At 70.2% G+C, this 13,032-nt stretch carries 11 protein-coding genes and 1 pseudogene; 3 read left to right on the forward strand and 9 right to left on the reverse strand.

The features are described 5' to 3' along the window. Nucleotides 1-7 precede the first annotated feature (7 nt). Nucleotides 8-1,309, reverse strand: a complete 1,302-nt coding sequence (locus tag ABZO29_RS13440) for a globin domain-containing protein (protein WP_367320423.1) — start codon at nt 1,307-1,309, stop codon at nt 8-10. A 56-nt stretch (nt 1,310-1,365) separates the two neighbouring features. After that, nucleotides 1,366-1,689: a hypothetical protein gene (locus ABZO29_RS13445; RefSeq protein WP_367326426.1), complete on the reverse strand. Its 324-nt coding sequence runs from the start codon at nt 1,687-1,689 to the stop codon at nt 1,366-1,368. Nucleotides 1,690-2,144: 455 nt separating this feature from the next. Between ABZO29_RS13445 and ABZO29_RS13450 the strand changes: the two are divergent. Continuing rightward, nucleotides 2,145-2,365, forward strand: a pseudogene (locus ABZO29_RS13450) (acyl-ACP desaturase); the annotation flags it as partial. A 160-nt stretch (nt 2,366-2,525) separates the two neighbouring features. Here ABZO29_RS13450 and ABZO29_RS13455 read toward each other — a convergent pair. The 4 genes from ABZO29_RS13455 to ABZO29_RS13470 all read right to left on the reverse strand — a co-directional run bounded on the left by ABZO29_RS13455 (nt 2,526) and on the right by ABZO29_RS13470 (nt 8,113). Further along, complete coding sequence (locus ABZO29_RS13455; protein ID WP_367320424.1) at nt 2,526-2,903, reverse strand: hypothetical protein; 378 nt, start codon at nt 2,901-2,903, stop codon at nt 2,526-2,528. Next, nucleotides 2,900-4,639 carry a cytochrome c oxidase subunit I gene (ctaD, locus tag ABZO29_RS13460; RefSeq protein WP_367320425.1) on the reverse strand — a complete coding sequence of 580 codons (1,740 nt, stop codon included), beginning with the start codon at nt 4,637-4,639 and terminating at the stop codon, nt 2,900-2,902. Before ctaD ends, ABZO29_RS13455 begins: the two co-directional genes overlap by 4 nt. Nucleotides 4,640-5,095: 456 nt before the next feature. Continuing rightward, nucleotides 5,096-7,444, reverse strand: a complete 2,349-nt coding sequence (locus ABZO29_RS13465) for a putative bifunctional diguanylate cyclase/phosphodiesterase (protein ID WP_367320426.1) — start codon at nt 7,442-7,444, stop codon at nt 5,096-5,098. A gap of 372 nt (nt 7,445-7,816) precedes the next feature. After that, nucleotides 7,817-8,113: a hypothetical protein gene (locus ABZO29_RS13470; RefSeq protein WP_367320427.1), complete on the reverse strand. Its 297-nt coding sequence runs from the start codon at nt 8,111-8,113 to the stop codon at nt 7,817-7,819. 55 nt (nt 8,114-8,168) lie between these two features. On the opposite strand from ABZO29_RS13470, the gene ABZO29_RS13475 reads away from it, so the two are divergent. Continuing rightward, nucleotides 8,169-9,125 carry a hypothetical protein gene (locus tag ABZO29_RS13475; protein WP_367320428.1) on the forward strand — a complete coding sequence of 319 codons (957 nt, stop codon included), beginning with the start codon at nt 8,169-8,171 and terminating at the stop codon, nt 9,123-9,125. A gap of 9 nt (nt 9,126-9,134) precedes the next feature. Here ABZO29_RS13475 and ABZO29_RS13480 read toward each other — a convergent pair whose 3' ends face one another. Next, nucleotides 9,135-9,542, reverse strand: a complete 408-nt coding sequence (locus ABZO29_RS13480) for a MazG nucleotide pyrophosphohydrolase domain-containing protein (RefSeq protein ID WP_367320429.1) — start codon at nt 9,540-9,542, stop codon at nt 9,135-9,137. A 96-nt stretch (nt 9,543-9,638) separates the two neighbouring features. Here ABZO29_RS13480 and ABZO29_RS13485 point away from each other — a divergent pair, with 96 nt between their 5' ends. Continuing rightward, the gene (locus ABZO29_RS13485; RefSeq protein WP_367320430.1) at nt 9,639-10,637 is read left to right on the forward strand and encodes a TAXI family TRAP transporter solute-binding subunit; all 999 of its coding nucleotides are present in this window, start codon (nt 9,639-9,641) and stop codon (nt 10,635-10,637) included. A gap of 12 nt (nt 10,638-10,649) precedes the next feature. On the opposite strand, the gene ABZO29_RS13490 is transcribed toward ABZO29_RS13485, so the two are convergent. Then, nucleotides 10,650-12,053, reverse strand: coding sequence for an ATP-binding protein (locus ABZO29_RS13490; RefSeq protein WP_367320431.1), 1,404 nt, complete (start codon nt 12,051-12,053; stop codon nt 10,650-10,652). A gap of 14 nt (nt 12,054-12,067) precedes the next feature. After that, complete coding sequence (locus ABZO29_RS13495; RefSeq protein WP_367320432.1) at nt 12,068-12,754, reverse strand: response regulator transcription factor; 687 nt, start codon at nt 12,752-12,754, stop codon at nt 12,068-12,070. Nucleotides 12,755-13,032 lie beyond the last annotated feature (278 nt).

Raw genomic sequence — 13,032 nt, forward strand, 5'->3', positions numbered from 1 at the left:
GCGTCGGTCACTGATCGGTGATCGCCGGGCAGGGGGGAAGAGGTACCGTGCCGCCGACCGGGTCGTGGCGGATCCGGTCGGCGGGCAGGTTCATGGCGGTCAGCCGCCGCACCGTGGCGCTGACCATGGCGGGCGGGCCGCTCACGTAGGCGACGAGGTGCCGGGACCAGTCGCCGAGCCGGGCCACCGCGTCGGCCACCGAGCCGTCCTCGGCGGCCACGGTGCCCGCGCCGAGCACAGGGACGACACGCAGCCACGGGCGGCCCTTCTTCGCAAGCTCGGCCAGGGCGGCCCTGTCGTACACCTCGTCCAGCGTGCGAGCGCCGAGGAACAGGTGCACGCCTCGGCCGGGCGGACGGCGTACGGTCAGCTCTTCCAGCAGTGCTTTGGCGGTGGCCCATCCGGTGCCGCCTGCCACGATCAGCACGCCCCTCGTCAGTCCGTCGTCGAGTGTCATGGACCCCCGCGCGGGTCCCAGGCGCAGCGGGTCGCCGACGCGGGTATGGGACACCAGCGCCTCGCTCACGCCGCCGGAGCCGGTGCGGCGGATGTGGAACTCCAGCTCCCTGTCCGGGCGGGGCGCGCGGGCGAGGGAGTACGGCCGCCATGCGTGCGGCAGCAGCGGGGACTGGAGGTTCGCGTACTGCCCGGCCCGGTAGGGATACGGCTCCGCGGTGCGGACGCGGAGGACGGCGAGGTCCGGACGGCACAGCTGATGTTCCGTCACCGTTCCGTTCCAGTACGGAGGCTCTGCCAGGGCTTCGTCCGCTCCGTCCACCATGGCCGCGACGGCGAACCGCAGCATCCCCAGCCACGCCCGCTCCAGGTCACCGGTCCACCGCTCGCCCGCGCTCCGGCGCAGCGCCTCGGCGAGCGCGGTCTCGAACACCTCGTAGTGCACGGGCCGCACTCCCAGCTTGCGGTGGTCGCGGCCCAGCCGGGCGCAGAAGGCGACCACGTCGTCGGGCCGGTCCAGGTGTTCGATCAGATACCAGAAGGCCCGCTCCAGATGGGCCCGCTGGAACTCCAACGAGTCGGGGAACAGCCCGCGCAGATACGGATGCCGCTCGAACATGGCCTCGTAGAGGTGCGCGATGAGGTCGCTGAAGGGGGTCACCAGCGGCAGGTACCGGATGATCGTCTGCTGGTCGGCACTCCCGTCGTAGGAGCGTCCGGCTTCCTGCGGTGCGGCGGACGCCAAGGATGGCAGCCGTGCCGGGGAACGCAGTTGCTGACGCAGCCGCATCGCGTCCTGCCGCGCGAGGAGCGCGTGGTACTCGTCGAATTCGTCGCTTCTGGTGGTGCTCAAGAGCCGGCCCTCTCCCTGAGGTATCCCTCGCATCACCCTCCCGTGCCCGGCGGTCGTCAGCGGGGCTCCTTCGACGTCGTCTTCACGCAGACACCGCACGCGCCGCCACCCTCACAGCCGAGGGACGCCGGCGCGGTTCCTCCCCCGGGTCCGGGCCTGCGGATGACGACCCTGGCCCGGGTGCCGGTCCCGTTCCCGGCCGTGCCCCCGCCTCGGCGCGCGTAGTACCAGGTCATGTTGGAGGCAAGCCCGGCCAGAAGGACCCAGACGATCCCCACCCATCCGCCGCGGATGAAGGACACCACCGCGGCGGCCGTGGCCAGAGCGCAGACGCAGCCGGCGTACACCCTGAGTCGAGGCGGATACAGCGGACGAGGCATGGGGGCGTCTCCTGTCGAAGCATGATTGCGGCTCCTGCCGGACAGACCTGAACGCGCCTTCCCCAGCGGCCGCGCCCAAGCCGGACGATGACGCGCGGCGCACGCGCACGGCCGGGCGGACCGGCCGCCGCGACAGCGGCCGCGCCGAAGACGCCGGAAGGCGCACCAGTGTTGCACCACCGTCCCGCCGCCGTCCGGCCCCAGCCGACAGGGCCGTTCGACCCTTTCGCCCCAGTCCCACCTGGTGGTTTCCTGGCGCCGCGGCCGGGTGCACCCTCCCTCTGCGGGCTCCCGATCCCCCAGACCGGGAGCAGGGTCGGAGCACCCGGAACGCGCGCCGACCCACATACCCCGTACGCGCCAGTAGGGTCGAACGGCCCCAGCGGAGCCACCGCGCGGCCACATAACTTACGGAACCGTAGGTTCAGTCCCCGCAGCGAGAGGCCGGTTTCTCCGTGGCCACCACCTCCCCGTCCAGTTCCGCCCGACGCACCACGTGGACGGACGCGCGACTCCTCCACGCGCTGGAGGAGGTGGTCGAGCGCGAACTCAACCGCCACCTGGGGGTGTTCAAGGAGTGGATGCCGCACGAGTACGTCCCGTGAGCCGAGGACGTGACTTCGACGGGGTCCTGGACGGCGAACCCTGGGCGCCGGAGCAGTCTCCCCTGACTGAACCCGCATCAATTCGTGCTGCTGCGGGCGTGCCCTGCACTGTGTCTGCGGTCTCGGTCTGCCTGCTGGGCGCCGGTCGGGCTGCACCCCTCACCTGAGGAACGGCCCCACGTCTTCGCAGAGCAAGGGGCTCACGCCATGACCTGAGGTGCCGCTGCGCGATCAGCGGGCCGGCAGAGAGCCTGCTGCACCGGCCGCTGCGGAGAACGCCACCAGCAGGCAGGCGCAGGCGGCATGCCGCCTGAGCAGGGTGCGCCGCAATGCTGCGTAGCGGGCCTCGTACTCGCCGCGCAGGCGCTCGGCCCGGTCGGCGGTGGCCTGGAGCGCCTGCCGGGTCAGGCCGAGGCGTTGCTCGGTGTAGTGCCGGGTGAGGTCTTCGGCCTGACCGGTCGTGAGCCAGGGCAGGCGCGCGCAGAGCACTTCGGCCTCGCGCTGCGCCTGCTCTCGCTCTGCTTGCGCCAGAAGGTAGCCCTCGACCTCGTTGGCGAGTGCGCCGCCCTGCCTGTCCAGCGGGGCTCCTCGACGGCTCGACGCTGTCAAGGCCGGCCGCTTTCGGATCCCGGCGTTTCCATCGTGTCCCGTGTGCTGCGCTGGGCCTCGTACTCGAGTTGGGCGATCTCGGGGTGGTGCAGGTCGAACGCCGGGGATTCGCTGCGGATCCGCGGCAGGGTGAGGAAGTTGTGCCGCGGCGGCGGGCAGGAGGTCGCCCACTCGAGCGAGCGGCCGTAGCCCCACGGGTCGTCGACGCCGACCGGCCTGCCGTACTTCGCCGTCTTCCACACGTTGTAGAGGAACGGCAGGATCGACAGGCCCAGCAGGAACGAGCTGATCGTCGAGATCGTGTTCAGGGCGGTGAAGCCGTCGGCTGCCAGGTAGTCGGCGTACCGGCGCGGCATGCCCTCGGCGCCCAGCCAGTGCTGGACCAGGAACGTGGAGTGGAAGCCGACGAACAGCGTCCAGAAGGTGATCTTGCCGAGGCGCTCGTCGAGCAGCTTGCCGGTGAACTTCGGCCACCAGAAGTGGAAGCCGGAGAACATCGCGAAGACCACGGTGCCGAAGACGACGTAGTGGAAGTGCGCCACCACGAAGTACGAGTCGGAGACGTGGAAGTCCATCGGCGGCGAGGCCAGGATCACCCCGGTCAGGCCGCCGAAGAGGAACGTGACGAGAAAGCCGGTCGCCCACAGCATCGGCGTCTCGAAGGACAGCGAGCCCTTCCACATGGTGCCGATCCAGTTGAAGAACTTCACACCGGTCGGGACCGCGATCAGGAAGGTCATGAAGGAGAAGAACGGCAACAGCACACCACCGGTGACATACATGTGGTGGGCCCACACGGTCACGGACAGACCGGCGATCGCGATGGTGGCGCCGATCAGACCCATGTAGCCGAACATGGGCTTGCGGGAGAAGACCGGGATGACCTCGGAGATGATGCCGAAGAACGGCAGCGCGATGATGTACACCTCCGGGTGGCCGAAGAACCAGAAGAGGTGTTGCCACAGCAGGGCTCCGCCGTTGGCGGAATCAAACACATGGGCGCCGAACTTGCGGTCCACCTCCAGGGCGAACAGCGCGGCCGCCAGGACCGGGAAGACCAACAGGACCAGCACGGCCGTCAGCAGCACGTTCCAGCAGAAGATCGGCATGCGGAACATGGTCATGCCCGGTGCGCGCATGCAGATGATCGTGGTGATGAAGTTGACCGCGCCGAGGATGGTACCGAAACCGGAGAAGGCCAGACCCATGATGCCCATGTCGGCGCCGATGCCCGGCGAGCGGACCGCGCCCGACAGGGGCGTGTACATGAACCAGCCGAAGTCGGGGGCGCCCTGCGGGGTGAGGAAGCTGGCCGCCGCGATCAGCGAGCCGAACAGGTACAGCCAGTAGGCGAACATGTTCAGCCGCGGGAACGCCACGTCGGGCGCGCCGATCTGCAACGGCATGATCCAGTTCGTGAAGCCGGCGAACAGCGGCGTCGCGAACATCAGCAGCATGATCAGGCCGTGCATCGTGAACGCCTGGTTGTACTGCTCGTTCGAGACGATCTGCTGGCCCGGCCGGGCCAGCTCGGCGCGCATGACCAGAGCCATCACGCCACCGACCAGGAAGAACGCGAACGACGTCCCCAGATAGAGCGTGCCGATCGTCTTGTGATCGGTGGTCGTCAGCCACTTCACCACGACATTGCCGGGCCGCCTGCGACTGAGCGGTACCTCGTTCGCGTACGACTCCTCGGCTGCCTCGGCACCATGGGATTCGTTGTGGACGGTCACAAGTGGGTGTCTCCCGACGCTCGCGGTTCATGTCGCCTGTCAGCCGCATCCTCGCGCTCCCGGGGGTGGCGCTGCCGCCATGAACGGCCGAGGTTCGGCCAAGCGCCTGACCGTCGGCCCCGAACGGAACAGCAAGGGCATGTCGCCTTGCCAAGCCAGCGCGCCCCTCTTCGCCGGCCCCCACGGCCGCTGTCACTCCTCGGCCCACTGTCCCCAGCGCCTTCGAACACCTCCGCCGACCGGGCCTCCGGCACGACAGGCGTGAACGCCGGCACGATGCGGCCTCCCGGTAGCGGGCTCGGACCCATCGCAGCAGGTCAGAAGGCTCCCGGGCGTTTGTGAAAGTCACCACCCGTCGGTGCGGATTTCGTAGCTCTCGGGTACGTCGACGTCCACTGCCGGGCCCGGTCGCTGCTGCTGGTCCTTCCTCAAGGACGCGGCCGCGAAGCGGTCCGTTCAGCCGGAGGGTGCGAGGGTCGCCTCGGTGGCGAGGTAGGACTCCAGCGCCTTGGAGGACATGGGCCGGCAGAAGTAGAAGCCCTGGCCGTGCGGACAGCCCAGAACCCGGAGACGCTCGGCCTGGTCCGGAGTCTCGATGCCCTCCGCGACGACGTCCAGGCCGAGGGCGTGGCCGAGGTCGAGGATGGCCTGGATGAGGCTGTTGCTGACGTCGGCGCCTCCTCTGAGAACGAAGCTCTGGTCGATCTTGACGATGTCGACGGGGAGGTCGCGCAGGTAGGCCAGTGAGGAGTAGCCGGTGCCGAAGTCGTCGATGGAGATGCGGACGCCGAGCTCGCGCAGCGTGCGCATGCGTTCGGAAGCGGTCTCGGCGTCGGCGATCAGCGTGCTCTCGGTGATCTCCAGGACGAGGGAGGTGGCGGGGAAGCCGGTTTCCGCCAGGACCTGCCGGACGGTGTTCGGGAAGCGGTGGTCCTTGAGCTGGCGGCCCGAGACGTTGACCGCGACGCCGATGGCCCGGTGTCCGGGCAGGATGCCGTGCCAGCGCTGTCCCTGGCGGCAGGCCTCGCGCAGGGCCCAGGTACCGATGGGGACGATGAGGCCCGTCTCCTCGGCGATGGGGACGAACACCTCCGGCGGGGTTTCGGGGCGGCCGGGCTGCTGCCAGCGCAGCAGTGCCTCGACGCCGGTGATCTCTGTGGTGGTCAGGTCGACGACCGGCTGATAGTGCAGTTCGAGTTCGTTGCTGGTCAGGGCGTGGCGCAGGTCCTGGGCGATGCGGGCGTGGTCCTGCTGTGCCCGGCTCATGGCGGGCTCGAACAGGACCACACGGTTGCGGCCGAGGTCCTTGGCCTCGTAGAGGGCGATGTCCGCGTCACGCAGCACGTCGTTGGGTGTGGCCGGTTCGGTGATGGCGATGACGCCGATGCTCGCGGTGACGAAGACGGTGCGGTGGCCGGACAGGACGAAGGGATCCTTGAACCGGTCCAGAAAGCGTTGCGCGTAGCTCGTGGCGGAAGTGTCCCGCAGATCCTCCGCGAGGATGGCGAACTCGTCTCCGCCCATACGGGCGACGGTGTCGTTCCGTCGCGCGGCGCCCAGGAGCCGCTGGCCGACGGTGATGAGGAGTTCGTCACCGACGGGGTGGCCGAGGCTGTCGTTGATGTCCTTGAAGTGGTCGAGGTCGATCACCAGGAGGGCGGTGTCGCGGGCCGTCGAGGCGCGGCCGAGGGCGTGTTCCAGCCGTTCGGAGAACAGGGCCCGGTTGGCCAGACCGGTGAGCGCGTCGTGGAACGCCTGGTGGGCGAGCTGCCGTTGCAGCGAGGCCTGCTCACGCAGGGCGTCCTCCGCCACGCGGGCGCGCACCTTGGCCTCGTCGGCCCGGGCTTCGGCGAATCGTGCGAGAAGCATGATGCGCAGCACCAGCAGGAGGGTCAGCGCCGCGACGATGCCGGAGACGATGGCGGCGTGCACAGGGTGATCGCGCACATCGCCGACGGCGATCACGAGCGTGGGTCCCAGCAGGGCCAGCAGGATGAGTACCGCCATGCGGGAGCGCGAGAGCCGCTCCTGGCACTGCGGAACCAGCCGGGTCGTCCCGGCCATCGACGGATGCAGGGCGGCCGCGCCGACGGCCGCGTACGCGGCCCCCCACAGGATGTCGGAGAGGTCCGCGGCGATCGGGGTGCCGGTGGCGGCCAGCGTGGAGTAATACAGGGCGTCGGCGGCGAGCGTGGCGGACACCCACAGGGTGAACAGCGCCAACGAGACCGAGCGCACCCCCGTGGTGAGCACCAGCCTGGCGGCCATGCACAACAGCACCAGATCGGCCAGTGGATAGGCCAGCGAAACCGCCAGCGGCAGCGCGGACAGGTGGCTGCCCAGGTAGGGGACGACGACGAACGTCCAGGTCACCGTCGACATCCCCAGCGTGATGATCCCCGCGTCCAGCAGGGGTGCCCAGCGCATGCCGCTGGCCGGTGCGGGCCCCAGTCTGAGCAGGCCCGTGGCGAGGACGACGTAGCCGGCCAGGTAGAGCGCGTCGGCCACGGAGGGTACGGGCACCTCCGTTCCGGCGACCTGGAAGCTGCCGAAGATCCAGTCTCCCGCGGCGAGCAGCCCGATACCGGCGGCGAACAGACACCACGGTCCGGCCGGGCGTGGCCGGCTCCGGCGGATGCCCACGAGGATCGCGAGGGTGGCCGCGGCCGCCAGCATCGGGGAGAACAGATTGCGCACCGGGGCGGTGACGAGGAGGTAGGCGATGGCCTCCAGCCCTCCGGCGATCAGAAACCACCACCACACGTTTCTCCGAACGACTCCCCCGGCGCCGCGTGCCTCCTCCATACGTCCTCCTGGGGCGCGGCACGATCACCCGCTTCGGAGCAGCTGCTTCTTTCAGCGAAAGACGGCTCCTGGAAGATCGCAACACGGCATGCCATGGCCGCCCGGCCGTGGCGCACGTCACACCAGGACGTGGCCGGAACCTGAGGGCCCGCTGTGACAGGCGTGCCATGCTCATGCCTTGTTACCGGCCAGTACGGAATTCTCCACTCGCCGGTCCTCCCTCTTCACCCCCCACACTCCAGGACTGACCTTGCGCAGACGCATGAGGCACGGACGTGCCCTCCTGCCCGCATTGGCCGCGACCGCCCTCTTCCTCGCGGCGGGCTGCTCCTCTCCCTCCGGCCGGGCCGACGACTCGGCGGGAGGGACAGGTCATGACACCCGCCGCTCGAACCCCTCCGCAGGCACCGCGGACCGTTCGCTCGCCGTCGCGGCCGCGCCCGCCGGCGGCACCGCGACGGCGACCGCGAGCCCGGGCAGCTCCGGCGGCCGGGCCCACAGGACGACGCTCGCCGTGAGCTCGTACGACAGCAAGACCCGACGTGCCGTCATCTCGTCCAGGGACAAGCCGGGTTCGTCACCGTCGCCCGGCGCCACCGACGGCCCCACGGTGTCACCGTCGCCCGGCCCCACAGGGACAGCCCGGCGCACCGCCGTCGGCGACGTCATCGCCAGCGTCCCCGCTCCCGGAGCTCCGTAGGGGCTCCTCGCCAAGGTCACGAAGGTGCTCGGCGAGACCGACGAGGGCACGGCGGTGCAGACCGAACCGGCCACCCTCAACGCCCTGCTCGGCGACGACACCGCGAAGGGCACGGTCCCCGTCGACCCCGCCGCCTTCGACGTGGACAGACTGCTGCCCGATGTGGACCTCTCCTGGGCGAGGACGGGCGACGTCCACTTCGGGCCGGAGGGCGCCGAGGTGCCGCTCGGCAGTCTGCGGCTCGATGTGCGGGCCGAGGTGCCGACGCCCGACGGCGCGCCCGTGTCGGCGGCCGCGTCCGTCTCCGGGTTCGTCCAGGTCGCCCCCGAGGTCGACTTCCGGTACGGCGGTGAGGGCAGCGACTCCGCACCCGCGTCGGCGTACCTCGCCGTGTCCGGCGACTGGACCTCGGGCTGGTCGCTCAAGGGCCGCGCCGCCGCCTCGACCGGCGCCCCGCTGCGGATCCCCTTCGCGAAGCTGCACGCCGACCCGGTGCTCCAGGTCGGACCCGTTCCCGTCGTCGTCAACCTCGACCTGACCTGCTACATCCAGCTCAGCGGCGACGGCAGCGTCACCGTCGACGTGGAGCAGAGCCTCAAGGGCGATTTCAAGGCCGGCGGCACCTTCGGGCCCGCCCAGGGATGGACTCCGGTCAGCGAAGCCCACATGACGAGCACGCCGGTGCGAGCCTCCGTGACCACCGCCGGGCAGGCGAAGGCGGCGCTCGGTGCGGAGGCCGGTGTCGGCCTGTACGGCACCGTGGGCGTCGCCGCCGACCTGGCACCCTACGTGCGCGCGGAGGCGTCGGGCACGGTCGGCACGGCCAAGAAGGCCGGCGCCTCCTGGGCGGTGTACGGCGGCGTCGACCTGCGCGGGACCCTGCGCATCCAGCTGTCGATCTTCGGTACGCCGCTGTTCCAGCGGGACGTCCCGCTGGGCTCGCTGCACCGGGAGTGGAGGCTGGCGGGCGGCACCCCGTAGCGACCGGAGTCAGACTGCGCCGTCGGGGACCCATCCCTGGCGGCGCAGTACGCCGGTCACGTCAGGGACCTCGTAGTGGTCCCCCTTGAGCACCTTGCCGTCGGCCCGGCGGGCGACCTGGCCGTCGGGGCCCAGCTTGGTCATGTTGGAGCGGTGGATCTCGGCGATCACCGCGTCGAGGTCGATGCCGTGAACGAGCGCCGTGCCGTACGCGACATAGACGACATCCGCCAGTTCGTGCGCGAGCCGATCAAGCGGGCCACCCACCGACACCTCGGCGACCTCCGCTGCCTCCTCCGCGAGCAGTTCACCGCGGTGGGCGGCCAGGGCGGGCGACACCTCGGTCGGTCTGGTGCGGGCGTCGAGCCCGAAGGCGAGGTGGAATTCACGGACCAGGTCGGCGGGCGAGGAGCTCATGGGGCGACTGTAGCCACCGCCACTGACACTCCCCGCCCTCTCCGTCCCGTGACCCGGCCTGGTCAGCACGCCGTACGGCCTGGCAGGATCGCGCGCATGTCCAGAGTGCTCCCCCGTCTCAGCAGGCGCCGGGCCCTGGAGGGCGCGGCCGCCGGCTTCGTGGTCCTCGGGCTGCTGCTGTGGTGGCTGCTGCCGCTGGGCGAGGAGCCGCCGAGTGGGACGATCACCTTCAGCACGGGGTCACAGGCCGGGGTCTACCAGGAGTACGGCAGCCTTCTGCGCAACGAGCTGGGCAAGGACATGCCGGACCTGAAGGTGACGCTGAGGACCAGCAACGGTTCACAGGAGAACGTCGAGCGCGTGGCGACCGGCGAGGCCGACTTCACCATCGCCGCGGCCGACGCGGTCGAGACGTTCGAACTGCACCACAAGTCCGGCGCCGGCCGGCTGCGCGGGGTGGCCCGCCTGTACGACGACTACGTCCAGATCCTCGTCCCGCGCGACTCCGACATCAGGTCCGTCGCCGACCTGCGGGGCAAACGCGTGGCCACCGGGCTGCCCCGCTCGGGGGTGCGGCTGATCGCCAACCGGGTGCTCAAGGCGGCAGGCCTGGACCCGGAAAAGGACATCACCCCCATGTCCAAGGGCATCGACACCGGACCCGACGAGCTCGCGCGGGGCGAGATCGACGCGTTCTTCTGGTCCGGCGGGGTGCCGACGGCCGGGATCCAGGATCTGGCGGACACCTTCACCTTCCGGTTCATCCCTATCGACGCCGCCCTCGTCGCCAAGCTGCACGACGAGGACGACGCCACCGGCTACTACCGCGCCACCAACATGCCGGAGTCGGCCTACCCCACCATCCAGAACGGAACCACCGTGCCGACGATCGCGGTGTCCAACCTGCTGATCACTCGCGAGGACATGGACCCGAGGCTCACCGAGTGGGTGACCCGGATCGTGATCAAGAGCCGTGACGACATCGGCTCGCACGTCCACTCCGCGCAACTGGTCGACCTGCGCACGGCGATCTACACCGACCCACTCCCGCTGCACGAGGGCGCGCAGCGCTACTACCGGTCCGTCAAGCCGTAGCAAACCGGCGTCCTACGACCCCGGTGACCTCGGCACGGACACCGTCACCCGCAGTCCGTTCGGCTCGTGACGGTCGTACGAGATCGAACCCCCACCCGCCGCGAGCAGCGCCCGTGAGATGGACAGGCCGAGGCCCGAGCCCTTGATGTTCTGGTGGCGGCCGCTGCGCCAGAAGCGGTCGCCGACGCGGATGAGTTCCTCGTCGGTGAGGCCGGGGCCGTGGTCGGTGACGACGACGGTCGACGTCTCGCCGTCGGAGTCGACCGTCACCTCGACGCTCTTGCCCTCGGGGGTGAACTTCACGGCGTTGTCGATCACCGCGTCCAGGGCGCTGGACAGCGTGACCGGGTCGGCCCAGGCGGTGGTGGGCGGGCAGTCGCCGACCAGCCGTACGCCCTTGGCCCCGGCGGTGGGCGCCCAGGCCGCGACACGCTCGGCGGTCAGCGCGCCGATGTCGGTGATCCGCAGGTCGGCCTCGGTGTGCTCGGCCAGCGCAAGGTCGAGCAGGTCGTCCAGGACCTGTGCGAGGCGCTTGCCCTCCGTCTGGACGGAGGCGATCTCCTCGTTGCCCTCCGGGAGTTCGAGGGCGAGCAGTTCGATGCGCAGCAGCAGCGCCGAGAGCGGGTTGCGCAGCTGGTGCGAGGCGTCGGCGACGAAGGCGCGCTGCTGCTCCAGCACGTCCTCGACGTTGTCCGCCATCTCGTTGAACGACCGGGCCAGCCGTCTGAGTTCCGGCGGACCGCTGGCCACCGCGACCCGGGACTTCAGGCGCCCGGTGGCGATGTCGTGCGTGGTGGCGTCCAGGACGCGCACCGGCCTGAGCACCCATCCCGTCAGGCGCAGTGCGGCGCCCACGGCCAGCAGCATCGCTGCGGCCTCACCGGCGGCGATGACCAGCCAGCCGTGCAGGATCCGTGACCGCATCTGCCCGGTGGGCGAGTCGGTGACGACGACCGCGGCGACGTCGCCGTCCCGGATGACGGGCGACGCGACGATCAGGCGGCCGCGCTGCCAGGGCCATACCTGCTTCGGATCGTGGCTGCGGCGGCTGAGGAACGCCTCCTCGAACGCATCCCGCACCTCACCCGTCGCGGGGAGGAACCAGTCCGCCGGCGCATGCGCCATGGGGGTGTCGCTGCGGTAGAAGATTCCGGCACGGATGCCGTAGACGTCGTAGTAGTTCCGCAGTTCGCGGCTCAGGGTGTCAAGGCGCTCGTCGTTGGACCCCTGCGCGGGGCCGCTGGGCGCGGCGGTGACGAACTGGGCGAGTGCGGCGAAGCGCGCGGTGTCGTCTATCCGGTCGACAACCGCTTTCTGCTGCTGCGCCCCGGCCACACTGACGGCCAGCGGGACACCGAGCGCGAGCAGCACGGCCGCCATCAGGACGATGAGCAGCGGGAGCAGACGTGTGCGCAACCCGTCCCGCCCCGTTACGCGGCCGGTGCGACGAGCCGGTAGCCGACGCCGCGCACGGTTTCGATCAGGGCCGGCATGCGCAGCTTCGCACGCAGGGATGCGACATGTACCTCCAGGGTGCGCCCGGTGCCCTCCCAGCTGGTGCGCCAGACCTCGCTGATGATCTGCTCGCGGCGGAACACGACGCCGGGGCGCTGGGCGAGCAGGGCGAGAAGGTCGAACTCCTTGCGGGTGAGCTGGACGACCGTGCCGTCCACGGTGACCTGCCGGGTGGGCAGTTCGATGTGCACGGGGCCGAGGCGCAGCGCCGTCTCGGCAACCGCGGCGGGGTCCTCGTGCGCGGTGCGCCGGCTGACGGCGTGAATCCGGGCCAGCAGTTCGCCGGTGTCGTACGGCTTCACCACGTAGTCGTCGGCGCCGAGGTTGAGGCCGTGGATACGGGAGCGCACATCGGACCGCGCGGTGACCATGATCACCGGGGTGCCGGTGCGCTTGCGGATCTTGCCGCAGACCTCGTAGCCGTCCTGGTCGGGCAGGCCCAGGTCGAGGAGCACGACGCCGAAGCCGGGGCCTTCCGGGACCAGCGCCTGGAGGGCCTCCTCGCCGTTGCGGGCGTGCGTGACGTCGAAACCGTGCCGCCTGAGGACCGCGGACAGCGCGGCGGCGACATGGTTGTCGTCCTCGACGAGGAGCAGTCTCATCCCGGCCCCCTCCGATTCATCGGCCGTTTGGTCTCGTTATGTACAAAAACGCGGGTACGCGCGCGGGTGCACCATGGCAGTCACGCTGATGGACGAAGACGCCGTCAAGTGGGTTCCGGTTGCGGACACCTTCCGTTACGCGGCCGAGACCTGCCCTGCTCACAAGTCCTACGACACGTGTCCGATTGCTATCGGATCGTGATGCTCAGATTCCCCTCAGATGTAATGACGCTGGTCGCGTAGGGTTACTACTGTCCTCCGAAACCGAGGAGGACGGA

The sequence above is a fragment of the Streptomyces sp. HUAS ZL42 genome, from assembly GCF_040782645.1.
In the GTDB taxonomy this organism is placed as follows: domain Bacteria; phylum Actinomycetota; class Actinomycetes; order Streptomycetales; family Streptomycetaceae; genus Streptomyces.